The 24,811-nt window shown below is 42.6% G+C and carries 24 protein-coding genes, 1 other RNA gene and 1 riboswitch; of the genes, 3 read left to right on the forward strand and 22 right to left on the reverse strand.

What is annotated here, in order from left to right:
• Positions 1 to 6 precede the first annotated feature (6 nt).
• The 7 genes from NR125_RS08555 to NR125_RS08585 all read right to left on the reverse strand — a co-directional run bounded on the left by NR125_RS08555 (position 7) and on the right by NR125_RS08585 (position 7,114).
• Entirely contained in the window at positions 7 to 951 is a 945-nt protein-coding gene (locus tag NR125_RS08555) for an ABC transporter permease subunit (protein WP_009331795.1), read from the reverse strand.
• Positions 948 to 2,450: a sugar ABC transporter ATP-binding protein gene (locus NR125_RS08560; RefSeq protein WP_009331796.1), complete on the reverse strand. Its 1,503-nt coding sequence runs from the start codon at positions 2,448 to 2,450 to the stop codon at positions 948 to 950. The genes NR125_RS08555 and NR125_RS08560 overlap by 4 nt, the downstream gene beginning before the upstream one ends.
• A complete protein-coding gene (rbsD, locus tag NR125_RS08565; protein WP_009331797.1) occupies positions 2,450 to 2,839 on the reverse strand; it encodes a D-ribose pyranase in 390 nt (129 codons plus the stop codon). The genes NR125_RS08560 and rbsD overlap by 1 nt, the downstream gene beginning before the upstream one ends.
• An 18-nt stretch (positions 2,840 to 2,857) precedes the next feature.
• Positions 2,858 to 3,739 (reverse strand): ribokinase, encoded by an 882-nt coding sequence (gene rbsK / locus NR125_RS08570; protein ID WP_009331798.1) that lies wholly within the window; start codon positions 3,737 to 3,739, stop codon positions 2,858 to 2,860.
• Between the two features lie 21 nt (positions 3,740 to 3,760).
• Positions 3,761 to 4,738: a LacI family DNA-binding transcriptional regulator gene (locus NR125_RS08575; protein WP_009331799.1), complete on the reverse strand. Its 978-nt coding sequence runs from the start codon at positions 4,736 to 4,738 to the stop codon at positions 3,761 to 3,763.
• A 297-nt stretch (positions 4,739 to 5,035) separates the two neighbouring features.
• Positions 5,036 to 5,671 carry a DUF4352 domain-containing protein gene (locus NR125_RS08580; RefSeq protein ID WP_009331800.1) on the reverse strand — a complete coding sequence of 212 codons (636 nt, stop codon included), beginning with the start codon at positions 5,669 to 5,671 and terminating at the stop codon, positions 5,036 to 5,038.
• Positions 5,672 to 5,737: 66 nt separating this feature from the next.
• Positions 5,738 to 7,114 (reverse strand): alkaline phosphatase, encoded by a 1,377-nt coding sequence (locus NR125_RS08585; RefSeq protein WP_009331801.1) that lies wholly within the window; start codon positions 7,112 to 7,114, stop codon positions 5,738 to 5,740.
• Between the two features lie 179 nt (positions 7,115 to 7,293).
• On the opposite strand from NR125_RS08585, the gene NR125_RS08590 reads away from it, so the two are divergent.
• Positions 7,294 to 7,833 carry a flavodoxin family protein gene (locus tag NR125_RS08590; RefSeq protein WP_009331802.1) on the forward strand — a complete coding sequence of 180 codons (540 nt, stop codon included), beginning with the start codon at positions 7,294 to 7,296 and terminating at the stop codon, positions 7,831 to 7,833.
• Between the two features lie 33 nt (positions 7,834 to 7,866).
• Here NR125_RS08590 and NR125_RS08595 read toward each other — a convergent pair whose 3' ends face one another.
• The 9 genes from NR125_RS08595 to secG form a co-directional block, all read right to left on the reverse strand.
• Positions 7,867 to 8,967, reverse strand: coding sequence for a mechanosensitive ion channel family protein (locus NR125_RS08595; RefSeq protein ID WP_009331803.1), 1,101 nt, complete (start codon positions 8,965 to 8,967; stop codon positions 7,867 to 7,869).
• A 99-nt stretch (positions 8,968 to 9,066) separates the two neighbouring features.
• Positions 9,067 to 9,435, reverse strand: a complete 369-nt coding sequence (gene crcB, locus NR125_RS08600) for a fluoride efflux transporter CrcB (RefSeq protein WP_009331804.1) — start codon at positions 9,433 to 9,435, stop codon at positions 9,067 to 9,069.
• On the reverse strand, positions 9,432 to 9,809 hold the full coding sequence (locus tag NR125_RS08605) for a fluoride efflux transporter FluC (RefSeq protein ID WP_175502155.1): 378 nt from the start codon (positions 9,807 to 9,809) through the stop codon (positions 9,432 to 9,434). Before NR125_RS08605 ends, crcB begins: the two co-directional genes overlap by 4 nt.
• A gap of 61 nt (positions 9,810 to 9,870) precedes the next feature.
• Positions 9,871 to 9,931: riboswitch (Fluoride riboswitch) on the reverse strand.
• 228 nt (positions 9,932 to 10,159) lie between these two features.
• Positions 10,160 to 10,876, reverse strand: coding sequence for an MOSC domain-containing protein (locus NR125_RS08610; RefSeq protein WP_256815045.1), 717 nt, complete (start codon positions 10,874 to 10,876; stop codon positions 10,160 to 10,162).
• Positions 10,877 to 11,427: 551 nt separating this feature from the next.
• Positions 11,428 to 11,787, reverse strand: a transfer-messenger RNA (tmRNA) gene (gene ssrA / locus NR125_RS08615).
• A 143-nt stretch (positions 11,788 to 11,930) separates the two neighbouring features.
• The gene (gene smpB / locus NR125_RS08620) at positions 11,931 to 12,398 is read right to left on the reverse strand and encodes an SsrA-binding protein SmpB (protein ID WP_009331807.1); all 468 of its coding nucleotides are present in this window, start codon (positions 12,396 to 12,398) and stop codon (positions 11,931 to 11,933) included.
• Between the two features lie 154 nt (positions 12,399 to 12,552).
• On the reverse strand, positions 12,553 to 14,877 hold the full coding sequence (rnr, locus tag NR125_RS08625) for a ribonuclease R (protein WP_256815049.1): 2,325 nt from the start codon (positions 14,875 to 14,877) through the stop codon (positions 12,553 to 12,555).
• Positions 14,878 to 14,913: 36 nt separating this feature from the next.
• Positions 14,914 to 15,660, reverse strand: coding sequence for an alpha/beta hydrolase (locus NR125_RS08630; RefSeq protein WP_192907866.1), 747 nt, complete (start codon positions 15,658 to 15,660; stop codon positions 14,914 to 14,916).
• Between the two features lie 210 nt (positions 15,661 to 15,870).
• Positions 15,871 to 16,104, reverse strand: coding sequence for a preprotein translocase subunit SecG (gene secG, locus NR125_RS08635; protein ID WP_009331810.1), 234 nt, complete (start codon positions 16,102 to 16,104; stop codon positions 15,871 to 15,873).
• Positions 16,105 to 16,376: 272 nt separating this feature from the next.
• Here secG and NR125_RS08640 point away from each other — a divergent pair, with 272 nt between their 5' ends.
• The gene (locus tag NR125_RS08640; protein ID WP_226280792.1) at positions 16,377 to 16,628 is read left to right on the forward strand and encodes a nuclease-related domain-containing protein; all 252 of its coding nucleotides are present in this window, start codon (positions 16,377 to 16,379) and stop codon (positions 16,626 to 16,628) included.
• Between the two features lie 151 nt (positions 16,629 to 16,779).
• Entirely contained in the window at positions 16,780 to 17,241 is a 462-nt protein-coding gene (locus NR125_RS08645; RefSeq protein ID WP_192907868.1) for a hypothetical protein, read from the forward strand.
• A 124-nt stretch (positions 17,242 to 17,365) separates the two neighbouring features.
• Here NR125_RS08645 and eno read toward each other — a convergent pair whose 3' ends face one another.
• From eno to NR125_RS08675, 6 genes are all read right to left on the reverse strand, one after another.
• Positions 17,366 to 18,661, reverse strand: a complete 1,296-nt coding sequence (eno, locus tag NR125_RS08650; RefSeq protein ID WP_019383296.1) for a phosphopyruvate hydratase — start codon at positions 18,659 to 18,661, stop codon at positions 17,366 to 17,368.
• 31 nt (positions 18,662 to 18,692) lie between these two features.
• Positions 18,693 to 20,228: a 2,3-bisphosphoglycerate-independent phosphoglycerate mutase gene (gene gpmI / locus NR125_RS08655; protein WP_256815051.1), complete on the reverse strand. Its 1,536-nt coding sequence runs from the start codon at positions 20,226 to 20,228 to the stop codon at positions 18,693 to 18,695.
• Positions 20,221 to 20,982 carry a triose-phosphate isomerase gene (gene tpiA / locus NR125_RS08660; protein WP_019383298.1) on the reverse strand — a complete coding sequence of 254 codons (762 nt, stop codon included), beginning with the start codon at positions 20,980 to 20,982 and terminating at the stop codon, positions 20,221 to 20,223. The genes gpmI and tpiA overlap by 8 nt, the downstream gene beginning before the upstream one ends.
• A gap of 62 nt (positions 20,983 to 21,044) precedes the next feature.
• A complete protein-coding gene (locus NR125_RS08665; RefSeq protein ID WP_256815052.1) occupies positions 21,045 to 22,229 on the reverse strand; it encodes a phosphoglycerate kinase in 1,185 nt (394 codons plus the stop codon).
• Between the two features lie 463 nt (positions 22,230 to 22,692).
• Positions 22,693 to 23,700 carry a type I glyceraldehyde-3-phosphate dehydrogenase gene (gene gap, locus NR125_RS08670; protein ID WP_009331817.1) on the reverse strand — a complete coding sequence of 336 codons (1,008 nt, stop codon included), beginning with the start codon at positions 23,698 to 23,700 and terminating at the stop codon, positions 22,693 to 22,695.
• A 45-nt stretch (positions 23,701 to 23,745) separates the two neighbouring features.
• On the reverse strand, positions 23,746 to 24,768 hold the full coding sequence (locus NR125_RS08675; protein WP_009331818.1) for a sugar-binding transcriptional regulator: 1,023 nt from the start codon (positions 24,766 to 24,768) through the stop codon (positions 23,746 to 23,748).
• Between the last annotated feature and the right edge of the window lie 43 nt (positions 24,769 to 24,811).

Raw genomic sequence — 24,811 nt, forward strand, 5'->3', positions numbered from 1 at the left:
ATTTATTTAAGCAGCTTTTTTCCGATCCAGCAGGACTGCCAGGAGAATAACGCCGCCTTTTACCACTTGCTGATAGAAAGATGAAACGTTTAATAGGTTTAATCCGTTATTCAAAACGCCAATGATTAATGCACCAATTAATGTGCCGAATATCCATCCTCTGCCGCCGGATAGACTTGTACCACCCAATACAACTGCTGCAATGGCATCAAGTTCATAGCTTGCACCTGCGGTTGGCTGGGCAGAATTCAATCGTGAAGCTAAAGTGATTCCAGCTAGGGCAGAAAGGAATCCTGTAATCGAATATACACCTATTTTTAGGCGGTCCACTTTAAGTCCTGATAGCCTTGAAGCTTCTTCATTTCCTCCAATGGCATAAACTCCACGGCCAAAAGTAGTCTTTCTCAGAATGAAAAATAATACAAAGTAAGCAATTAACATGGTTACAACCGGGAAAGGAATGCCAAGAAAATAGCCTTTACCGAGCATTTGAAAGCTCACGGCGTCTGATAGTCCAGTAATAGGACGGCCATCTGTATACACTAGTGTAAATCCCCTGAATATCGTCATCGTTGCCAGTGTGGCAATAAATGGCGCAACTTTTCCCTTAGTAATAATTAATCCGTTAACCATCCCCATTGCAGCACCTGCAGCCAATCCAACGATGACTGCAAGCACAGGGTCCATGCCGCTTGCAAGCATACCGGCAGTTAAAGCAGAAGCAAGCGCCAGAATGGATCCGACAGACAGGTCAATGCCGCCAGTCAGAATGACAAAGGTCATTCCATATGCGATTAGTGCATTAATGGATACCTGTCTAAGCACGTTAAAAATATTATCAGTGGTTAAAAAGCTGGGACTCATGATGGTTAAAATGATCGTTATTAAAATCAGGCCCAGCACCGGGCCAAGCCTTTGCAAAGAACCCAGGCTTTTTGTTAATTGACTCATGATTTCACCCCTCCAGTTGCAGCTTCCATAATTTTTTCCTGACTGGCTTCTTTCTTATCTAGAATGGCAGACAGTTTTCCCTCATGAATAACCATCACCCGATCAGACATTCCCAGGATTTCCGGCAGCTCTGAGGAAACCATAATAATGGAAAAGCCTTTTTCGGTCAGTTCATTCATAATTGAGTAAATCTCTTTTTTCGCTCCTACGTCCACGCCTCTTGTTGGTTCATCAAGGATGAGAAGCTTAGGCTCAGTGCCGAGCCATTTGCCAAATACAACTTTTTGCTGGTTTCCCCCGCTAAGTGATTTGACCTCTTGTTCAGGCCCTGACGTTTTAATCCGTAATTTTTGAATCATTTCCTCGGTCCACTGCTTTTCTTTCTGCTTCTGTATAACAGCTGACTTTGATAATTTTTTCAAGTTTGGTATAGCCAGATTTTCGCGGACCGTTAACCCAAGCACGAGACCTTCATCTTTACGGTCCTCTGTAATGAATCCAATTCCTGCTGCAATGGCATGATGTGGTTTTCGAATGTTTAATTCTTTACCGTCCATGTATATCCGTCCGTTTTTCTTCTTGCGCGCCCCAAAAATTGTTTCCATTATTTCAGTTCTGCCTGCTCCCATTAAGCCGGCAACACCAAGGATCTCACCTTTTCTTACATTAAATGAGATGTTATTGAAAATGCCCTCCAGGCTCAGGTCTTCAACCACAAAACGATCCCCGCCTATCTCTGCAGTGCGTTCTGGGAAACGCTCCCCAAGCTCACGGCCAACCATCATTTTTACAATTTCCTCGAAATCCGTTTCGGATGTTATCTTCGTGCCGATCGATTGGCCATCCCTTAAAACGGTAATTCGATCACACATTCTAAATATCTCTTCCATGCGGTGAGAGATATAAATAATCGCTACTCCTTCTCTCCTTAACTGATTTATGACTGTGAACAGTGTTTCAATTTCCCTATCTGTCAGTGCAGCTGTGGGCTCATCCATTATCAGAACTTCCGTTTCAGCAGCAATGGCCCTGGCAATCTCGATCATTTGCTGCTGCCCTACTGATAATTCTCCTGCTTCCTTCTGAGGATCTATGTCGATCCCAAGCCGATTCAGGTTCTCCTTCGTTTTCTCATTCATTTCTTTTGTTTTTAAAATTCCAAATGGCTGCCTTTTCAGTTCCTTGCCAAGGAACATATTCTCTGCAACAGTTAAGTAAGGAATGATGTTCAGCTCCTGGTGAATAACTGCTATTCCGGCTTTTTCTGCTTCTTTGGGTGAATGATATTCCACTATTTCTCCTTTATAAAGAATTTCCCCGGAATTGCTTTTATGGATTCCCGTAAGAATTTTCATTAAGGTTGATTTACCGGCTCCGTTTTCTCCCATCAAAGCATGAATCTCACCAGGAATTAAATCGAAATCGACACCCTTTAAAACTTGTACATGGAAAAAAGACTTATGAATATTCTTCATTTCAACTACTGGAGTTTTGTTCATCAGAAAATCACTCCTGAATGCAGAATGATATTCGCATATGGTGTTGCTTCCCCCGAACGAATAACTGCTTTTGCTTGCTGCGTCAGCTTCTTAAATTCTTCATGGGATACATAATCTTTATCTGTGAACTTATTTTCAAGTACCTCTTTCAATTCAGGGTTAAAGTCTTTTATTTCTTGTGCCAAGGTGACTTTCTCAATCTCCATATCTGCCACCAATGCTTCAAGAACTTGTAGAAATGATGGTGTCCCTTGTTTTAAAGCAAGGTCAATCCGTTTTATCTCTTTAGGGATTGGAAGTCCGCAATCTGCAATCACGATGGTATCTGTATGTCCCATTTCACTTAATACCTTGGAGATTTCGCTATTCAATATTCCATTCTTTTTCATCTTTGCCGCACCTCCATTCTATTTTTCCTGCAATCTATTAACTTCATCACGGCTGGGCATTCCGGATTGCGCACCAAGCTTTGTGACAGATAACGCAGCAGCTTTTACGGCAAACTCACATGCACTCTTGAGATCGTTACCTTCTGAAAGAGCAACAGCAAGTGCACCATTAAAGGTGTCTCCAGCGCCGGTTGTATCTACTGTCTCTACCTTTAAGGCTGGGATTGTAACTTCTTTTTTTCCATCATATAGCAGTACACCCTGTGCACCTTTGGTTATTACAAGCTTATCTATTAATGAGTTAAGCACGTCCTGATCATTTTTATATAGTGAGAATAGCTCTTCTGCTTCATATTCATTTGGTGTTAAGTACGTAATCATTTCAAACCAATGTTTTGGTATCTGTTCGAACGGAGCAGGATTCAAAATGACTTTGACCCCGCCTTGATGTGCTATTTCAAGAGCCTTTTCCACACTTTCCAGCGGAATTTCAAATTGCAGCAGGAGCCAGTCGCTTTTTACTATTTCTTCTTTGTACTCTTCTACTACATTGGGAGTCAATTGAAGATTTGCTCCTGGAACAACGATAATTTTATTATCACCCTCATAGACTGTTATGCTGGCAATCCCTGTTTTCCCATGTGTAACCGGTTTCACACTATCCGTGCTGATTCCCAGATTTCGCAAATGTGTTAAGTATTCATTGCCAAACAGATCATCGCCAACTCGCCCAATCATCTGGACTTCAGCTCCCAGCTTGGCTGCAGCAACTGCCTGGTTAGCTCCCTTGCCTCCAGGTATAGTTGAAAAATGCTCACCGATAACTGTTTCGCCCAGCAGGGGATCTTTATTTGTTATAGTGACGAGGTCCATATTAATACTTCCTAAAACAGTAATCATTTATATTTCACCTTCTTTGTATTATCTGCGTTTGGCAGATTCCCTTATAACCATTTCTGTATCATAAACTACGTGGACGTCATCAAGCCTTTTGCCATCAATCAGTTCTAGAAGCATGGTAGCGGCTCTTTTTCCCATCTCGTAAATGGGCTGGGCCATCGTGGTGATTTCAGGTGATACCGTTTCTGTCCATTCAATACCATCAAACCCCATGACAGATAGATCCTCTGGCACACTTAAGTTAAGTCTTCTAGCAGCTTTTAGGGCACCAACGGCCATGACATCATTGCCTGCAAATACTCCATCAATATCAGGATTTTGTTTAAGCAGTTCCAGGAAAGCTTTCTCGGAATCTTTTAAATGGTATTCTCCCTCACACTCAATCAGCGGCATATTTTGCTCGTTCATTTCGTCTTCATATGCTTTCTGCCTCAAAATGGAGTTTTCAATATATTTTGGTCCTTTAATATGGGCAATTTTTTTACATCCATTTTCAAGCAGGAATCTGACAGCTTTTCGGGCTTCATTATAGTTATCGACTGTTACGGAAGGAATGCTGTTATGGAAAAAACGGTCTAATGCTATGATTGGCAAGTTCAAACGTTCAACATGCTCAAGCTCTAACGTATTGGAAACAATGATGGCACCATCTATATGATTTTCCTGCATTTTTTCCAAGTACATTAATTCTTTTTTCAGATCCTCATCACTATTGCAAAGAAAAGTAGTATATTCCGCTTTATTTGTTACATCCTCCACTGCTCTAACCAGCTGCGGAAAATATGGGTTTGTTATGTCCGGGACAATAAACCCGATCATTTTGGATTTCTTTTTAAAAAGGCTCCTTGCTACATTATTGGGGCGATATTGCAATGCTTTAATCGCTTTCTCAACCTTTGCTCTTGTATCCTCATGGACGTATCCCTGATTGTTAATCACTCTTGAAACAGTAGCAACAGATACTTGGGCCTCTTTAGCTACATCTTTAATTGTTACCATATAGGTTCTCTCCATTCTAAAAGGCAGGTAACCATTTTATAAACATGTAACCGGTTACACAACCCAATAAAACAAATCCGGTTAATTTGTAACCGGTTACATAACATTTTCAATTAAAACCGGGTGTAACCGGTTACATATATGTTAATATGATTTTTTTAATCTGTCAACTATGCTTAAAGGATATTTATCTGCGAATTATTTATTATATCAGCCATGCAAAATCTCTATTCTACCAGCGATAAACACCTGCGATTTAAACTGACAAAAAAGACCCCATCTCTGGAGCCTTGTCCGTTAAAATTCGATTTGAATCTTTTCTGCCTCTTCAATCTTCTTCCCATCAGCACTAAACACATCGCTAGTGGTGATTTCGAAATGTGTCAGATCCGATTTTTCTATTATAAAGCCAACATTGCCAGCTTTGGTTTCGTTTGGCCCAATTTCTTCGGTTAGCCCATCAAGGTAAATATCCTTTTCCCAAGTTATTTGCTCACCTTTACTTGTTTCAAGGATGGCTGCCGGGGCAAAGTTCACTTTTTGATCAGAAGTGTTCTTAATTTCAACAAAGACTTTAACAAAATCGAATTCCTCGTCATGCGTCAGGGTATGAAAATAATCCACTAAGCTGTAGTCTGGCTTCAAATGCATTACTTTTGCATCTGTCACTTTCATTTCAATGGGGCCGATACTATGAATACCATTAACGTTTTTTGTTTTTTTCAAAGTAAGTTCACCTTTTTCGTCCAGGTGAGTCTGTCCTGCTTTTTCCAACTGCCGATCATCCGGAACCTGAGGGTTTGGTGCATAATTTTTCACAGCTTCACTTTTTTTCGGAGCTTCAGCACTGACATCAGAAGGCTGTTCCGGCGCGTTTGAGCATCCAAATAAAACAAACGATAAGAGAGCAATCATTGTTATCAGTTTTTTCATGATGATCCCCCTTCCATTGGTGTAAAAAGTTCCCGCTGCTCCTTGAAAGCAGCGGGAGATGATACATTATTTATCTTCAACTTTTACATTGGACTTCAATATTTCAAAAATCAATTTAGCATGGTCTGTATTTTCGATTTGCCCTGCAAAGCGGTCGCTTGAAGGGCCAAATGCATATACCGGCACGTCTTCACCAGTATGGCCGCCAGTTGTCCAGCCAGTATGGGATCGCTCATTAAAGATTTCCTCAATCGCGTTATCAATATCTGTTACATTCTTCGTTTCGGCAGCATCTTTAACAGATTGGATCTCTTCACCAGTTAGATCAAGGTCGATATATTGGTTCAAAGTTTTTTCTGCATCCGCACCTTTTACAATTTCCGCTGCCATAAAGTCAGGTGTACGCTTTGCTGCTTTAATTGGCTCGCTGAACCAATTATAGATGCCGTCAGAACCGATGGAATAGCCGCCAGTTGAGTGGTCAGCAGTTGCAACAACAAGGGTATGCTTGTCCTTTTTTGCAAAATCAATGGCTGCTTTGAATGCCTTTTCGAAGTCTTCCATTTCGCTCATTGCCCCAACTATATCATTATCATGGCCAGCCCAGTCTACCTGGCTGCCCTCTACCATCAGGAAGAAACCGTCTTTATCCTTGTTCAGACGCTGGATTGCAGAACTCGTCATTTCTTCCAATGAAGGAGTATCTTCTGTGCGGTCAATCATTTTTGGCAAGCCGCGCTCTGCAAATAAACCAAGAACCTGCTCATTGTCATCCGCAAATAACTGGTCGCGGTCTGTTACATAGCTGAATCCATCCTTCTTAAACTCTTCTGTAAGATTTCTGTCATTGCGGACAAATAAATCTGTGCCTCCGCCAAGAAGTACATCTACCTTATGATCGCCATTGATAAGGTCATCATAGTAATCATCCGCAATGGCATTCATATTCTTGCGGCTTTCGTCATGGGAGCCGAATGATGCAGGAGTCGCATGCGTAATTTCAGAGGTTGCCACAAGTCCTGTTGCTTTTCCTTTCTCTTTTGCAGCTTCCAAAACGGTTTTCACTTCTGATCCATCGTTATCTACGGCAATCGCATTGTTATAAGTTTTAATGCCAGCAGACATTGCTGTTGCTGCAGATGCGGAGTCTGTTACATTTTGTTCCGGATCTTCCGGGTAAGTCATTTGCTGGCCGACCAAATATTTATCCAGCTCGGAACGCTCAACAAATTTTGTGCTTGGGTCGTCTTTCATATAACGGTATGCAGATGTATAAGATACTCCCATTCCATCACCGATAAGGAAAATTACATTCTTAATTTTTCTATTATCTTCGTTCCCTTTTGCTTCTGTATGCTGAACTGTACCCATTAGTCCTCCAAACGCAACTGCAGAAGCAGCAAGAACCGGAATTGCTTTTTTTGTCAATTTCTTTAATCTCATTCTAGTAATCCTCCCTGTTGTTTTTAACCACAATTAAAAGTATAGTGACAGTGTGTAAATGGAAGATTAATAGAATGTAAAAATTAGAGGGCACTTATGTAAAGACCTGGTCTTTGCTTTCTTGGAATTTTTTGTGTAAAATCCATTAACAAATGAAAGTGTTGAAGGAGCGATTTTTTATGAAAGTTTTGGCCCTGCTGGGAAGCACAAGAGAAAATGGCAACTCCGAATTCCTGGCAAAAAAAATAGTAGAAGGCACTGAACATACCCTTGTTCAGCTGTCTGAAATGCATATTGAACCGATTATTGATAAAAGGCATGCAGCAGGCGGTTTTTCACCGGTAAAAGACGATTATGAGCAATTAATTCAGCATATGCTGTCACATGATGTTTTTCTATTTGCCACGCCTCTGTATTGGTATGGGATGAGCGGTCCGATGAAGGATTTCTTTGATCGCTGGTCACAGTATCTAAGGGATGAACGCTTTAACCTGAAAGAAGAGCTGGCAAAGAAGAAAGCTTACGTTGTTATTACAGGCGGCAGCAGCGCGAAAGTAAAAGGACTTCCCCTTGTTCAGCAATTTCAATATATTTTCGAGTTTGTAGGCATGGAGTTTGCTGATTATATCATTGGAAGCGGAGTAAAGCCGGGAGAAGTTAAAGAGGACACTCTTGCTTTAGCGAAGGCCGAACAGTGGAATACATTATTTTCAAAATAAAAAGGCGGACTTATGGGCCGCCTTTTTTTCATATCACGATTCCTGTCTTACCCTGGAATCTTTATTCAGCTGATTTTCCCCATCAGGGTCTAAATATAATTTCCTGCTTGGCATAGCTACATAAACACGCTCATTTTCAAGAATGTCCATGATCTCAAAATTAATTTCTTCCTTAATTTTCAAGAATTCTCCCCAATTTGTCGTTTTGGTAAAGAAATAAAGGAAGATATCGAGTCCATTTTCTTTGTAGTCGTCAAAGGTCACAAGAATGGTTTCCGGGTGTATATCGGGATGATTTTTTAACAGATACTCGATCTGCCCTACCACATTCGCCATTTGATCTTTCGTTGTATCATGAGTAACGCGCAATCTGAAGCTGATTTGCCTTTTCCCCATCTTGCTCCAGTTTGTAATCGATTCATTGGCTAAAGTAGCATTAGGAACTGTGACCAGCGCCTGGGCAAATGTCCTTACCCTGGTGCTTCGAAAAGAAATATCTTCAACTGTTCCCTCCACACTTGGCGTCATAATCCAATCGCCAATCGTGAACGGCTTTTCAGTAATGATGACAAATCCGCCAAACAAATTGCCCAGTACATCCTTGGCAGCAAAAGCAATGGCGACTCCGCCTAATCCAAGTCCAGCAACAAAGCCATTAACATCATAATCAAATTCCTGGGCAACCACGCTGATACTGATCGCCACTATAACAACTCTCAAGGACTTTGAGATAAATGGAATGAGAATATCATCAATTTCCAGATTATACCTAACCTTTAGACTGGTAAAAAGGGCAGATGATGCAGCTGCCATGTTGTACAAACCCCAGGTAATCATAATGATAACAGACGCTCTAATAATATCTAAAAACAAGGAATTATGCTGGTTTAAGTGAGGAAAATAACCGACAGAAACATAGATTCCTATAATGATAAATAACCACTGAATCGGCTTTTGAAATGAAACAAAAATATGTGAGAAAAAGTCATTTGGCGCTTTTCTGCTAAGCCTTAATAATAGTGTAAATACATATTTGGTGAAAAGCTTCCGGAAAAGGAGAAACAGCAGGAAAATCCCAATTGATATTCCCAGATCCACCAATATATCTTCTTTCATGTAAGTTTCCCAGAACATATGAATAACCTCCTTGATGCTATTTGTTATCATAACATAATTCTATAAGACAGGTTATCATACGAAATTCCCTAAAAAACGCATTGGAAAAACCTTTCTTCATCCGAAGAGTTTGCCCAGTTCAATCCCCAGCAAAGCCAGGAGTATTCCGCCGCCATAGCTCAATACATTATAAAGAATGAGCTCTTTTTTCCTTTTATCCATATGGAGCTGTATTGCTTCCAGATTAAATGTAGAAAAAGTAGTGAAAGCTCCCATAAAACCAGTGCCGATCAGCATAAAAAGGCTGCCTTCTATTCCTGAGCCCACCATGATTCCAAGAAGAAGGGAACCACTTAAGTTAATAACAAGCGTAGCTGCAGGGAACCTCGACACAATCCTTTTATTTATAACCTGACTGACCCACAGCCGGCATATCGCTCCAAAGAAACCGCCCATCCCCACCATCAGAAAATGAAACATACTCATTCTGCTTCTTCTCCTTTCGTGACTCGGAATCCTAGTCGGCTCATCCATAATCCGCCAAAAATGCTGGCTGCAACATACAAAACTGCCAGTGCTGTCTTTCCATCGAGAAAGAGTGTTACCGTTTCAACACTTAAGGTTGAAAAAGTCGTAAAGGAGCCAACAAAACCAGTTCCCAGAGCTGTTTTTAAATGGGCTGGCAAGGAAAAACGCACAAGCAGCCCCGTCATAAGCCAAGCGAGAAGAAAACTTCCCAGCAGATTAACCGTCAAAGTAGCAAATGGAAAAACCGCACTCTCATGAAAGAGGAAAATACCAATGGAGTACCTCAAAGAGGCTCCAAGAAATCCTGCAGCCCCAACTAATAAATAAACCACCCCTATCCCTCCCTTTTTTCTTAGTTTGTCCAATATAAAAAGACTCCTGCCAGCTACCTCACAACTGACAGGAGTCATTAGCCTAAAGGCGGTTAAAGGTGAACTCCATCACCTATTACTTTTTATCTTCATTAACACTATAAAACATATGAACAGGGATTAAAAGACCTTTAAAAAATCTTCTTTAACAACATCATCACTATCAAGGCGAAAATCCTGGTCTCGTCATCCACCTCATATTGGTTTCGGTCACTTTATATGTCCTCCTGTTAAATTTCTTGGAGCAAAAGGTGCGAGGCATCTATTTTTTATTGAATTACTATTCTAGCAGAACAAATACTCAGCACATTTTATTTAAGTAATATTGCCTCATCCCCAACTCTTATCTCACCACATCGTTCAACTTTTGCCCAAACCCCAAACATTGCAGCATGGTGAGTTGCCAAGGTTTTCAATATACGAGCATCCTGCTTTAGTTCCTCTTGAGGATTGTTTACCATAATACACCTTTGAAGCGGGGCAACAATTTTCAGGGTAACACTTTCTCCTACTTGAATTAGCTGATCCACCCATTCATCCTCAAGATACCCTGTTGCTTCTGTTTCGATTACTAGGTTTGCCCGAAATCGGCGAGAGTCTGCTATTTCCCCTAAATCCTTACTTAACATTTTTAACGCAGAGGTTGTGATGATACTTATGGGCCCTTCATCAAAATGTGATATTGACTCTTCCTTTGCCAATATTACTGGAAACCCTAACAGCTCACTTAGTGCCTTGTTTACCCTTTCCTGATCACCTCGATATTCTGTTCCATCGGGCATAGTGATAAGGGGGGTGTCCCGCTCATATTTTGCTTTAAAGTTAAACAAGCCTTCCATCTGCTGAAAGCGCCGTGTAGTCTTTCCACTGCCAAATTTTCCATCCTCATTTTTAATTGCCCATAAACGGTCTCCGAGTATACCTCGACTATCAACTGGGGCAGAGGATAAAGACTCCCCCAAAACTGATTTCACTGGAAACCTATTGATTTCTTGGACTCTTCCAATACGTTCATTCTTTTGATTCAAAGTCTATCCCCCCGTATTTGGCCTAAACCTGCAGTTCGTAAGATTAACTCTCCTTCATTTTACTTCGTATCCCTTTAAACTTGATCAATAGCAAGTTCGACAAAAAAGAGCGTTAACCCTTTTTGGATCAACGGGAACCGTAACTTATTTATATTTATTAAAAAGTGAGATAAGAAGGCAAGACCAATCTTATTGAAGAAAAACACCGTTAGGTAAGTAAGGAAAAAACAGTATCAGGTAATTGATGCGGGGTTAAAAAGCGTGTTGAAATATTTATACAAACACAACAGCCAGTGATTTTGTCTGCGGAATATTACTGTGGGCTTTAAGAATGTAACTTCAAATTTTTACGATTGGAAGAGGACACCATATTGCAATGTCCCCAATCATTAAAGTGACTTCTCGAAATGCATTAGCCACTTCTCTTTGTTTCGAAAGATAGAGTTACACTTAACTTTATTCAATGCATTTAAAGCATAACATTGTCAAAAACACTTTAAAGAATCATATAGTTTAAGTTACAACAAATAAAAAACCACCAAATATGTATTTGGTGGAGACGGAGGGAGTCGAACCCTCGTCCAGAAATATCGGCACTTAAGCTTCTACGAGTGTAGTCGATATATTCGCAATTCGCTGATCCTTATGCCTATCGACGGGCGTCCGGCCAGCTAGCCTGGTTGTTCTCTTCCTTCATCCTCAGGCGGTGGAATCCGGCGTAGCCCACTAAGAGTGAGTCCGCTACCCTACCACATGGGCTATGGAGGGGCGAACCGCTAAAGGCCTATTAGGCAGCTAAAGCGAAGTTGTTTTGAGTTTTGCCAGTTATTGGCTTTGACGTTTTAACGAGGCCGATCCCCTCGACTCGCAACCTAAGCTCGAACTATCCCTGTCGAATCCGTAGCGTCCCCATTATAATAGGTCTGCGTCGAATCTTATTCAGTACGCTGACGTTCGGATAAGCTCGAATAGATGAGCTAAAGATTGTGTCACTCGCTGTGACAATTACTATTATAGCACACTGAACTAATTTTTCAATTGTAAGGTTCTGGGTTTACATTTTCTGCCTTTCACGGAAAGCACGCTCTACTTCACGCTTGGCTTCTTTCTTCTTCAGATCCTCACGCTTGTCATATTTCTTTTTACCCCTTGCCAGGCCAATTAAAACTTTTGCATAACCATTTTTAAGATACATTTTTAATGGAACGATCGAATAGCCGACTTCCTTTGACTCGCCAATTAGCTTGCTGATTTCTTTTCTATGCAAAAGAAGCTTTCTTGTCCTTAGCGGATCGTGATTGTAGCGGTTTCCCTGCTCATAAGGACTGACATGCATGCCGAAAAGATAGATTTCATTGTTTTGAATTCTGGCATATGAGTCCTTAAGATTCACCTTGCCCGCACGGATCGATTTAATTTCCGTCCCCTGCAGAACAATGCCTGCTTCGTATGTTTCTTCTATAGCATAGTCATGATAGGCCTTTTTATTTTGCGCAACCATTTTGCCAGTTCCTTTTGGCATGTTGAATCCCCCTTTGCTCCTCTTTCCTGAAATCAGGAAATGCAGCATCCGTTCTATAGCGGTCTCTCTATTATAGCAAAATTGCGTGCCCCTCTCAACGAGTAGCCCTGCTGAGAAGGGAAAGAGAGAGCCTTTTCGGCCCTCCCAATTTTCTTTACCTCTTCTTTTTCTTCCGCTTTGCTTTTGGCGCATTTTCGTAATGCTTTTTCTCTTTTTTCTTTCTCGGGCCGCCTGAACTGTTTCCATTTCCCTGGTCAGTCTTACTTCTGCGCGGCTTTTTCTCGCTGCTGCCTGTCTTGAACACCTTTGGAGCTTCACGTGGTTCCCGTCTGCGGGTTCCCTTCATGCCGACGATCTCAAAATCAATCGAGCGTTCGTCTTTATTTACATTGACGACACGAACAGTGATCTCGTCGCCTATGCGGAACACATTGCCCGTACGCTCGCCAATCATCGCCATCTGGCGCTCGTCATAGCGGTAATAATCGTCCGTCATATAGCTGACATGAATAAGGCCTTCAATCGTGTTTGGAAGCTCGACAAACATTCCAAAATTCGTAACAGAACTGATGATCCCATCATATTCTTTGCCAATTTTATCAGCCATATATTCCGCTTTCTTAAGCTCATCTGTTTCGCGTTCCGCTTCCACTGCACGGCGCTCCATATTGGAAGAATGCTCAGCAATATCCGGGAGCTGTACATTCCACTTTTCCCTTGTCGCCTGATCCAGCTTGCCTTCAATTAAATAGGTGCGGATTAGTCTGTGGACAATTAAGTCCGGGTAACGGCGAATCGGTGATGTGAAGTGTGTGTAAAACTCTGTTGATAACCCGAAATGGCCCAGGCTCTCTTCATAATATTTCGCCTGCTGCATGGAGCGGAGCATCACTGTGGATACAACCATTTCTTCCGGCTTTCCCTGAACCTCTTCAATGATTTCCTGAAGAGCACGCGGGTGAACGGAATTGGCTGTTCCTTTTACAATATAGCCAAAGTTCGTGATGAACTCGAAAAATCTTCTCAGCTTATCTTCCTTCGGATCTTCATGGATACGGTAAATGAAAGGTACATCCATCCAATGGAAGTGCTCAGCAACGGTTTCATTGGCTGCGAGCATAAACTCTTCAATCAGGCGCTCCGCAATCGAGCGTTCGCGCAATGCCACCTCTGTCGGATTGCCCTCTTCATCCACAATGACTTTCGCTTCTTTAAAATCAAAGTCGATGGCTCCGCGATGCATTCTCTTATTACGCAAGATCAAAGAAAGCTCCTTCATCAGCTCGAACATCGGCACAAGCGGCTGGTACCTGTTGATAAGTTCTTCGTCCTGCTCTTCCAAAATCTTATTCACATCTGAATAAGTCATCCGTTCCGTTGTTTTAATCACACTCTGGAAAATCTCGTGTTTCACCACTTCCCCGTCCGGTGTAATTTCCATCTCGCAAGAAAGGGTAAGACGGTCCACTTTCGGATTCAAAGAGCAGATGCCGTTTGATAAGCGATGCGGAATCATCGGGATCACCCGGTCCACTAAATACACGGAGGTTGCCCGCTCTTCAGCCTCCCGGTCGATTGGTGAATCTTCTCGTACATAATACGTTACATCAGCAATATGGACACCAAGTCTGTAATGTCCGTTTTCAAGCTTTTGGACCATTACTGCGTCATCAAGGTCTTTCGCATCAGCACCGTCAATGGTAACGATGACTTCGTTTCTAAGATCCCGGCGGTTTTCCAATTCACTTGGATCAATCGTATCCGGCGTTTCTTCAGCTTGCTTAAGCACCTCATCCGGAAACTCAAGCGGAAGGCCATGCTTGTGAATAACAGATAGAATATCCACACCCGGGTCATTTTTATGCCCGAGAATGTCAATAACTTCTCCTTCTGCACTCTTTCTGCCTTCTGGATAAGTGGTCAGTTTTACAACGACCTTGTGCCCTTCAACAGCGCCTTTTGATGCTGCTTTGGGGATAAAAATATCACTGGCAAACTTTTTATCATCCGGGATAACAAATCCAAAATGCTTACTTTCCGTATAAGTTCCGACAATTTGTGTCACACCGCGCTCTAATATGCGGACAATTGTACCTTCCCGCCTCTGTCCTGAATTCTCAGTCGTCACACGCGCAAGAACGATATCGCCATTTAAAGCATTATTCGTTTCATTGGGCGGGATAAAAATATCATCCATTCCCTGCTCTTCCGGAATGACAAAGGCAAATCCCTTTGCATGGCCGGAAAGCTTGCCGCGGATAAGATTCATTTTTTCCGGCAAGCCGTAGCGATTGCTTCTCGTCCTGACGACAAGCCCTTTTTCCTCCATGACAACAAGTGCCTTGACGAAATCTTTGAAGCCTGTGGAATCCTCTATTCCAAACGCAGCTTCAAGCTCCTGAACCGTCAATGGCTTATACGCTTCATCTTTCATATAATGAAGCAGCTTGTCGATCAGTTGTTGTATATTATTTTCCATATCTTCATCCCTCCTTGGGGAGTTTTTCTTCTGGTATTATTCTTCCCAATCAAGCTTTTCTAAAAACCCATACACATCTTCGTGCAGCTGATCACGCTCTTTATCGAGAGTAATCACGTGCCCGGATTCTTCGTACCACTTCAGCTGCTTTAAGTCATTCTCCACTTCATTAAAAATGATATTAGCACTGTCCGTGTTGATCATATGGTCATGTCGTGCCTGTACAACAAATGTTGGGGAGTAAATCATATCCACATGATTTCGCACATCCGCGATCAGCTCCTGGAGTGCCTTTAATGTATTCATCGGTTTTTTTTGGAACTCTTCCATTTCCTGTTCAATTTGTTCTTCCGGCTTACCTTCAAGTCTCTTATATTCTCTCGCGTAGCTCAGAATTCCTTCATACATGACTTCTTCGCTTTTTATGTACATAGGTGCGCACATCGGAACAATCCCCTTTACAGGTACAGTGTAACCCAATTTAAGGGAAAATACGCCGCCAAGGGAAAGTCCGGCCACTGCAATTTCTTTATGTCCCTTGTTTTTTAGAAATTCATACCCTTCCACCACATCTTTCCACCAGTCTTCCGGGCCTGTATGAACCAGCTCTTCTGGCGGAACTCCATGTCCCTTATACTGCGGAGCATGGCAGGTGTATCCCTTTGTTTCAAGAAATCTTGCCATCATTCTTACATCTGCTGTATTTCCGGTAAAACCATGCAGCAGCAGGACTGCTCTTTTTCCATTTCCAAATGTAAACGGTTTTGGCGCCACAACTCTCATTGATAAAACTCCTTTTACCTTTATAATTCCTATATTTTTATTAATCAAACGTTTGATTAATTCTGCATTCCTTATTTTTAGCAAACAGCGGGGCAACATGCCAATAAAAAAGCTTTCTTATGTAAAAAATGTGAACGTTAGCCAAAATAGGCAAATGTACAGAGCCAAAAATAAAAGCCTGACCTTCTGAAGGCCAGGCGCTGCATTCATTTATATCGCGAAATAAGAAACTAAAACAGTAAGGATAAAGAATAAAACAGAAAGAACGATCGTGATGCGGTGAAGAATCAGATCAATCCCGCGTGCTTTTTGCTTTCCAAAAAGCTGCTCAGCTCCCCCTGAAATGGCACCGGAAAGACCTGCGCTTTTACCAGACTGAAGGAGTACAACTACAATTAGGCCAATCGAAACTATGACTAAAAGGGTAATCAATAATGTATGCATGAAGCCACCTCCTGAAAACGTACAATCACATTATTCTTAATTTATCACATTTTTATTGCATAAACAATAAGATTTTGGCAGGACCTGTTAGTTGGAAGGACTTTTATAGCAGCTGAGAGAATTTATATTGTGAAAGGAATGATGCCGTTGATCATAAAAGAGCGGAAAATATCAAATTTTATTCTTAGCATTAATGCCTTATTGAGTAGACTCCCGCTATCACATCCAAAAAGGGGTCTCATCGAAAGTGATTAACGAAGCGAAAAGCAGGTATTCGCGGAGAAGAGGCTGTGGATTACTTTTTAAAAGATTTACCTGAGTTCATAATCGTTAAAGATACTCGGCTTTCCAATGGCAACGGAGACTTCTTTCAAATCGATATGCTTCTCCTATGCCCAAACTTCCTTCTTATCCTCGAAATTAAGAACATCTCCGGCACTATTTATTTTGACCCCGCATTTAACCAGCTGAAAATGAGCAAGCAAGAAAAGGAAAGAGGTTTTCGATCCTTTAATACAAGCTAAAAGGCAGCAAAAGGAACTTGGAAAATGGCTGGCTGATCATAAGATTCACACACCCATTGAATATCTTGTTGTAATCAGTAATCCTTCTACTGTTATCAAGACTTCCTTTTATCACAAATTGGCCATAGAAAAGGTGCTGCATGCGAGCCATTTGAGAGAAAGGATAGATAAACTAAAGGAGAACTATCCGGCAGAGACATTAACAGACAGAGAGATCAGAAAGTTAAGCAGAGCTATTACAAAAAAGAATATCCCTGCGAATTACAATGTCCTAAAATACTATGACATTGATATAAAAGAGATTATTACCGGCATTCAATGTCCTGAATGCAGCAGATTTTCAATGAAAAGGATGCTGGGCACCTGGAAATGCAGTAATTGCCATACTGCTGATAAGGAAGCACATATTAGAACCCTCCATGATTACCTTCTTTCGATTAGTTCCTCCATTACGAATCAGCAATTTCGGGAATTCACCCATTTATCTTCCTCAAATATTGCCAAAAAGCTGCTTACTGCGCTGAAACTTCCCTTTTCCAGTTCATATAAAGACCGAACCTATCAATTATCTGCCGATTTTTTTGAGAGACTCCATTTTACCAGCCGAAAGTGAATATTTACTGGCCAATATTTGATTTTTACCGGCCAAAACCGGGAAAATGCCGGCCAAACTGTCCTATTTACCGGCCAACATCAAAAAAACAGCCGCCCCACGCGGGACGGCTGCACAAGCAAGATTACTTGCTCAAGTTATAGAAGGATTTTAATCCATCATATACAGCTAAATCGCCAAGCTCGTCTTCGATGCGAAGAAGCTGGTTGTATTTAGCAATACGGTCTGTACGTGACATTGAACCAGTTTTGATTTGGCCAGCGTTTGTTGCAACAGCGATGTCAGCGATTGTAGCATCTTCTGTTTCACCGGAACGGTGAGATACAACTGCTGTGTAGCCGGCACGCTTCGCCATTTCGATTGCTTCGAATGTTTCCGTTAAAGTACCGATTTGGTTTACTTTGATCAGGATTGAGTTGCCTACGCCCTGCTCGATTCCTTGAGCAAGCTTCTTCGTGTTTGTAACGAATAAGTCGTCACCAACAAGCTGAACTTTTCCGCCGATGCGATCAGTTAATAGCTTGTGTCCTTCCCAGTCGTTTTCGTCAAGACCATCTTCAATTGAGATGATTGGGAACTCGTTTACAAGCTCTTCGTAGAAGTTAACCATGTCTTCTGAAGTTAAGCCAGTACGGCCTTCGCCTGCAAGATCGTATTTGCCAGTTTCTTTGTTGAAGAACTCAGAAGAAGCAACATCCATTGCAAGGTAGATGTCTTTGCCTGCTTCGTAGCCAGCATTTGTGATAGCTTCAATGATGACTTCAAGAGCTTCACGGTTAGAGCCAAGGTTTGGAGCGAATCCGCCTTCATCACCTACAGCTGTGTTCAGGCCTTTGCCAGATAAAACTTTTTTCAATGAATGGAAAACTTCAGCACCCATACGGATTGCTTCTTTAAAAGTAGGAGCTCCTACAGGCATGATCATGAATTCCTGGAAGTCCACGTTGTTGTCAGCGTGAGATCCGCCGTTGATGATGTTCATCATTGGTGTTGGAAGCTGCTTCGCATTGAAGCCTCCAAGGTAACGGTATAACGGAAGTCCTACAGACTCGGCAGCAGCATGTGCACAAGCCATGGATACGCCAAGGATCGCATTCGCGCCAAGCTTGCCTTTGTTTTCAGTTCCATCTAATGCGATCATCGTGCGGTCGATGCCAACCTGGTCAGTTACATCTAGACCAATAACAGCGTCAGCAATTAGGTTGTTTACGTTGTCTACTGCTTTTTGAACGCCTTTTCCAAGGTAACGGGACTTGTCGCCGTCACGAAGTTCTACTGCTTCGTGCTCACCAGTGGACGCTCCAGAAGGAACGATGGCACGGCCAAAAAATCCTGATTCTGTTAAAACTTCAACTTCAACTGTTGGGTTACCGCGGGAATCTAATACTTCACGAGCATATACTTGTTCGATAAATGGCATAGTAATTCTCTCCTTTTTTATAAATAATCTTTTATTTTTTCAATAAAGAGGTTCCTGTCATTTCTTCAGGTTTTTCCAATCCAAGCAGGTCCAGGACAGTTGGAGCAAGGTCTCCTAAAATTCCGTCTGTACGGAGCTCTGCACCATCCTGTGTAACGATGACTGGAACTGGGTTTGTTGTATGAGCGGTCATTGGGCTGCCTTCCAAGGTAACAACTTCATCAGCGTTGCCATGGTCAGCTGTGATAATCGCTTTTCCGCCTTTAGAAATAATCAAATCAACAATTTTGCCAAGGCATTCGTCAACTGTTTCAACCGCCTTGATCGTTGGCTCAAGCATGCCTGAGTGCCCCACCATGTCCGGGTTAGCAAAGTTCAGGATGATCGCATCGAAATTATCAGCCTCTATTTCCTTCAGCAACGCGTCCGTTACTTCATAAGCGCTCATTTCAGGCTTAAGGTCATAGGTAGCTACTTTCGGTGAATCGATCAGGATCCGCTCTTCGCCAGGGAATTTCTCTTCACGTCCGCCGCTCATAAAGAACGTCACATGAGGGTACTTTTCTGTTTCCGCAATGCGGAGCTGTGTTTTTCCATTTTGCGCCAGAACTTCACCAAGGGTGTTATCAAGGTTGGTCGGTTTGAACGCTACATATCCGTCAACTGTTTCACTGAAGTGGGTTAAACAAACGAAGAACAAGTTCTCAGGATGTCCTGGCCCTCTATCAAATGAACGGAAGTCTTTATTTGTAAAAGTGTTCGAAATCTGGATTGCCCGATCCGGACGGAAGTTATAGAAAATGACTGCATCATTTTTCTTAATTGTTGCAACCGGTTTACCATCTTCTGCTGTTATGACAGATGGAATGACGAACTCATCAAAGATACCATTCTTATAGTTATCTTCAACTAAATCCAGGGGATCGCTGTATGATGGGCCATCGCCATACACCATGGAACGGTATGACTTTTCAACTCGCTCCCAGCGTTTGTCGCGGTCCATGGAATAATAGCGTCCAGAAATCGTCGCAAATTCGCCGACTCCGTATTCCTTCATTTTTTCATGCGTTTCTTTAATGTAGCCTGCTGCTGTTTGCGGGCCAACATCACGTCCATCCAGGAACCCATGAACATAGACATTCTTCACGCCTTCTTCAGCAGCCATGCGAAGCAGTGCGAATAAGTGCTGAATATGGCTGTGAACGCCTCCATCTGAAAGAAGTCCCATCAAATGAAGATCCGTGCCATTCTTTTTGACATGGTCAATCGCAGAACGGAACGTTTCGTTTTTCTCAAAATGTCCTTCACGAATGGCCACGTTTACTCTTGTTAAGCTCTGATAAACAATCCGGCCTGCACCAATGTTTAAGTGGCCTACTTCAGAGTTTCCCATCTGCCCTTCCGGAAGACCTACTGCTTCGCCGCTGGCTGTCAGAGTTGCGTTAGGGTAGGTATTCCAGTAGCGTTCGAAGTTTGGCTTCTTTGCCTGGGCAACGGCATTTCCCATCCGCTCTCCACGCAATGCGAAGCCATCTAAGATGATTAATGCAACTGGAGATTTACTCATTCTTGCCTGCCTCCAATAATTGAAGGAATGATTGCGGCTCAAGGCTTGCGCCGCCTACAAGAGCTCCATCAATATCAGGCTGGCTCATATATTCTTTAATATTTGCAGGCTTTACGCTTCCGCCGTACTGAATGCGGACTGCATCTGCTGCAACTTGGGAAAATTGCTTCGCAACTACAGAGCGGATATGTGCACATACCTCATTCGCATCTGCCGATGTTGAAGACTTGCCAGTTCCGATTGCCCAGATTGGCTCATACGCAATAACAGTCTGCTTTACCTGATCTTCAGTTAGACCATTAAGAGCCTTTTCCACCTGAGAGCCTACAAGATCCATTGTTTCGCCCTTTTCACGCTGTTCAAGCGATTCACCGACACAAACGATAGGAGTTAAATTGTATTTAAAAGCAGCCAGAGTTTTTTTGTTAACGGCCTCGTCTGTTTCATTAAACATTTCCCGGCGCTCGGAATGACCAAGGATTACATATTTTACCCCAAGGTCTTCAAGTGCCACAGGGCTGATTTCGCCTGTAAAAGCACCACTTTCTTCAAAGTGCATGTTTTGCGCGCCGATTTCAACATCATAACCCTTTGCGCTATCCACAAGGCGTTCCAGGAATAGTGCAGGGGCACATACAACTGTTTCTACCTGCTCTTTCCCCGGTACTAAGCCATTGATTTCTTCAAGAAATACTTTCGCTTCCGGAAGTGTTTTATGCATTTTCCAGTTTCCTGCGATAATTGGTTTACGCATGTTGCACGTCCTTTCATGCTTTTATTATTGTCAAAAGACAGGGCTAAACAGCCCTGGTTAAATTATTTATCGTTTAAAGCCACTACGCCAGGCAGAGCCTTTCCTTCCATAAACTCAAGGGAAGCGCCGCCGCCTGTTGAGATATGGCTCATGCGGTCAGCAAGATGGAATTTCTCAACTGCAGCTGCAGAATCTCCGCCGCCAATGACTGAATATGTATCGTTCGCTTCTGCTAAAGCCTCAGCCACTGCTCTTGTTCCGCCGGCGAATTTTTTCAATTCGAACACACCCATTGGCCCATTCCAGATGACCAGCTTGGAATTCTGGATTACATCACTGTAGATTTCGCGCGTTTTAGGTCCGATATCAAGTGCTTCCCAATCAGAAGGAATTTCTTCAATTGCTATTGTCTTAATATTGGCTTCCTCGGAAAAATCGTCTGCTACCACGACATCAACAGGCATGTAGAAGTTCACGCCTTTTTCTTTCGCTTTTTCCATAAAGGACTTTGCAAGTTCAATCTTATCTTCTTCCAATAGGGATTTCCCTACTTCATGGCCCTGTGCCTTTACAAATGTATAGGCCAGTCCGCCGCCAATGATCAGGTTATCTACCTTTTCAAGAAGGTTTTCTATTACACCGATCTTATCTTTAACCTTTGCGCCGCCGATAATGGCTGTAAATGGACGCTCAGGATTTGAAAGAGCTTTTCCAAGTACATCCAGTTCTTTTTCCATTAATAGTCCTGATACTGCAGGAAGATGATGCGCAATTCCTTCCGTTGAGGCATGTGCACGGTGTGCTGCTCCAAAGGCATCGTTCACATACACGTCAGCAAGCTCAGCAAATGCCTTTGCAAGTTCAGAATCATTCTTTTCCTCTCCAGGATAGAAACGCACGTTTTCAAGAAGAAGAACATCTCCTTCACTTAGCGTGTCAACCATTGCTTTTACAGAATCGCCATATGCTTCATCGGCCTTCTTCACTTCTTTGCCAAGAAGCTCTGACAAACGCTTTGCTACTGGTGTTAAACGCAATTCTTCAACAACTGAACCCTTCGGACGGCCCAAATGGCTTGCTAAGATTACTTTAGCACCCTGGTTAGTCAAATACTCAATAGTTGGAAGAGCTGCACGGATACGAGTTTCATCTGTAACCTGTCCATCCTTCATAGGTACGTTGAAATCAACGCGGCAAAAAACTCGTTTGCCTTTTAACTCCACATCTTTTACGCTTTTTTTGTTCACAGCAAAAGGACCTCCTTACCAGGAAAAGCGGAAGCGCCTTGCCCAGGGGCGACAAGTATAAGACGAGCGCTGGCAGAAGGCGTGCTTTGCCTTCAGAAGCGATTGGCTTATGACTCGAGACCCCAGGCGCTGGAGCTAGACACCAACCTAGTCAATTATTTTTACTTTTTGCTTTAAAACAAAAGGGAGAGGGATTGTTTCCCTGCTCCCCTTTTACCCTTATCCATTATAGACGTTAGAGATTTTAATATCCAACAAGATGAGGTATTTTTTTAGAGAAAAAATTCACCTTGAGAATGCTTCGCAAAACGAATTTTTTTCTCGTAAAGATTTCTCAATTGCCGCGATTAACGGGCAGTAGCCCCCTGGAGTAAAACGAGGAGTAACTTCCCGTTATGCCCGGTAACTTCAATTAACCATCAAAGGAGAAGAACTAATTCCCCTCTGATGGAAGTTTTCTTTTTTAAAGTCCTTTTTGAGCGATGTAGTCAACAAGGTCAACTACACGGTTAGAATAACCAGACTCGTTGTCATACCAAGAGATAACTTTTACCATGCTGCCTTCCATAACCATTGTAGACAGTGCATCGATTGTAGAAGAAGCTGGGTTTCCGTTGTAGTCGCCAGATACTAATGGCTCTTCGCTGTATGCAAGAATGCCTTTAAGTTCGCCTTCAGCAGCTGCTTTAAGAGCGCTGTTTACTTCTTCTGCTGTTACATCTTTGTCAAGCTCAGCAACAAGGTCAACAAGAGAAACGTTTGGAGTTGGAACACGCATAGCTCCACCGTTCAATTTGCCTTTAAGTTCAGGCAATACTAGAGATACTGCTTTTGCAGCGCCAGTAGTTGTTGGAATGATATTTTCTGCTGCTGCACGGGCACGGCGGTAGTCTTTGTGCGGCAAGTCAAGGATTTGCTGGTCATTTGTGTATGAGTGAACAGTTGTCATCATACCGCGCTTGATTCCGAAGCTGTCGTTCAATACTTTTGCAAATGGAGCCAAGCAGTTTGTTGTACAAGATGCGTTAGAGATTACATGGTGGTTTGCAGGGTCATATTTATCATGGTTAACACCCATAACCACTGTGATATCTTCGTCACTTGCAGGAGCTGAAATGATTACTTTCTTCGCACCAGCTTCAAGGTGTTTCGCAGCGTCAGCACGCTTTGTGAAACGGCCAGTAGATTCTACTACTACTTCTACGCCAAGGTCTCCCCATCCTAATTGAGCAGGATCGCGCTCAGCAAGTACTTTTACTTTATGGCCGCCAACAACAAGGTAATCGCCATCAACTGTTACTTCTTCATTTAATGTTCCGTGTACGGAATCATATTTTAAAAGGTGTGCAAGCATGTTTGCATCTGTAAGGTCATTTACTGCTACAACCTCTACGTTAGGGTTTTTAAGAGCTGCACGGAAAACAACACGCCCGATTCTTCCAAATCCGTTAATACCAACTTTAACTGCCATGATTATTTCCTCCTTAGAAAGGTAGATTTAATATTTGAAAAGGGATTACCCTTTTAACAACTGTTTTGCTGCACCTTCATCTGTCACTAAAATGGTAGAGGATGGTGCCCGTTTCATGTATGCAGCAATGGCTTTTGCCTTTGAAGAGCCGCCTGCCACTGCAATGACATGTTCAATATGGGATAGGTCATCCAGCTGAAGGCCGATGGTCTGAACCTTATGTACAACCTCGCCGCCTTCATTGAAGTAATAACCAAAGGATTCTCCTACTGCTTGGGCATGCTTGATTTTAACAAAATCTTCTTCACTGGTTTTGCGGCGTTCCGCCATTGTAATAGCGTCCCCAATCCCGTGTAAAACCATGCTAGCAGATTTGATCTGGGTGATTACTTCTTTAATATTGGGTTCCTTAATAATGCTTTCATACATCTCCCTGCTCACCTGGTCCGGTACATAAAGGACGCGGTGTCTGGAATCTGTATGATCAGCCATTTTTGCACAAATGGTGTTAGCCTGATTTTTAACATCTTCCCCAATTCCGCCCCGTGCCGGCACAAACAGCCAATCCCGTTCAGCAAGATCAGGGGTTAGCATCTCCGCTACGGCTGCCATTGTGGATCCGCCGGTAACTGCGATGATATTTTTGCCTTTGAGCCTTGATTTCATACACATCGCTGTTGCCCTGCCAAGCTCCTGCTTTACCCATGGAGATTCATCGCTGTTGCCCGAAACAATGATCGCCTGGCGAATGCCAAGTTTTCGGGATAATTCCTGCTCCATTACGGCTATACCCGATATATCCCTCATTATTCCTTCAAGAGCTTCAAGCAAATCCCTGCCATCGGCAGAAAGGCTCATCCCCGTACTTGAAATGCGGATCAGATTCTGGTCTTTTAAAAATTCAACCTCACTTCTCAGCACTCTTTCCGTCAGGCCCAAACTTACTGCAAGGCTCCTTCTTCCAACCGGCTCCATCAGCCCTATGTAATGAAGGATCCCATAGCGCTTCTGCATAACCGCAAGCATATCAGGCAATAATCTTTTTTGAATATCAATTAGTGAGTACATCCGGATAGCTCCTTAATCATATGTGGTCATTTTTTGTCCCGCA

Source organism: Cytobacillus sp. Bac17 (genome assembly GCF_024519925.1).
GTDB classification, from domain to species: Bacteria; Bacillota; Bacilli; order Bacillales; family Cytobacillaceae; genus Cytobacillus; species Cytobacillus pseudoceanisediminis.

Coding starts and splice junctions, on each gene's coding strand:
- NR125_RS08555 (WP_009331795.1), bottom strand. CDS start 951: ATGAGTCAATTAACAAAAAGCCTGGGTTCTTTGCAAAGGCTTGGCCCG.
- NR125_RS08560 (WP_009331796.1), bottom strand. CDS start 2,450: ATGAACAAAACTCCAGTAGTTGAAATGAAGAATATTCATAAGTCTTTT.
- rbsD (WP_009331797.1), bottom strand. CDS start 2,839: ATGAAAAAGAATGGAATATTGAATAGCGAAATCTCCAAGGTATTAAGT.
- rbsK (WP_009331798.1), bottom strand. CDS start 3,739: ATGATTACTGTTTTAGGAAGTATTAATATGGACCTCGTCACTATAACA.
- NR125_RS08575 (WP_009331799.1), bottom strand. CDS start 4,738: ATGGTAACAATTAAAGATGTAGCTAAAGAGGCCCAAGTATCTGTTGCT.
- NR125_RS08580 (WP_009331800.1), bottom strand. CDS start 5,671: ATGAAAAAACTGATAACAATGATTGCTCTCTTATCGTTTGTTTTATTT.
- NR125_RS08585 (WP_009331801.1), bottom strand. CDS start 7,114: ATGAGATTAAAGAAATTGACAAAAAAAGCAATTCCGGTTCTTGCTGCT.
- NR125_RS08590 (WP_009331802.1), top strand. CDS start 7,294: ATGAAAGTTTTGGCCCTGCTGGGAAGCACAAGAGAAAATGGCAACTCC.
- NR125_RS08595 (WP_009331803.1), bottom strand. CDS start 8,967: ATGTTCTGGGAAACTTACATGAAAGAAGATATATTGGTGGATCTGGGA.
- crcB (WP_009331804.1), bottom strand. CDS start 9,435: ATGAGTATGTTTCATTTTCTGATGGTGGGGATGGGCGGTTTCTTTGGA.
- smpB (WP_009331807.1), bottom strand. CDS start 12,398: ATGCCAAAAGGAACTGGCAAAATGGTTGCGCAAAATAAAAAGGCCTAT.
- rnr (WP_256815049.1), bottom strand. CDS start 14,877: ATGGAAAATAATATACAACAACTGATCGACAAGCTGCTTCATTATATG.
- NR125_RS08630 (WP_192907866.1), bottom strand. CDS start 15,660: ATGAGAGTTGTGGCGCCAAAACCGTTTACATTTGGAAATGGAAAAAGA.
- secG (WP_009331810.1), bottom strand. CDS start 16,104: ATGCATACATTATTGATTACCCTTTTAGTCATAGTTTCGATTGGCCTA.
- eno (WP_019383296.1), bottom strand. CDS start 18,661: ATGCCATTTATCGAACAAGTATATGCTCGTGAAGTATTAGATTCCCGC.
- gpmI (WP_256815051.1), bottom strand. CDS start 20,228: ATGAGTAAATCTCCAGTTGCATTAATCATCTTAGATGGCTTCGCATTG.
- tpiA (WP_019383298.1), bottom strand. CDS start 20,982: ATGCGTAAACCAATTATCGCAGGAAACTGGAAAATGCATAAAACACTT.
- gap (WP_009331817.1), bottom strand. CDS start 23,700: ATGGCAGTTAAAGTTGGTATTAACGGATTTGGAAGAATCGGGCGTGTT.
- NR125_RS08675 (WP_009331818.1), bottom strand. CDS start 24,768: ATGTACTCACTAATTGATATTCAAAAAAGATTATTGCCTGATATGCTT.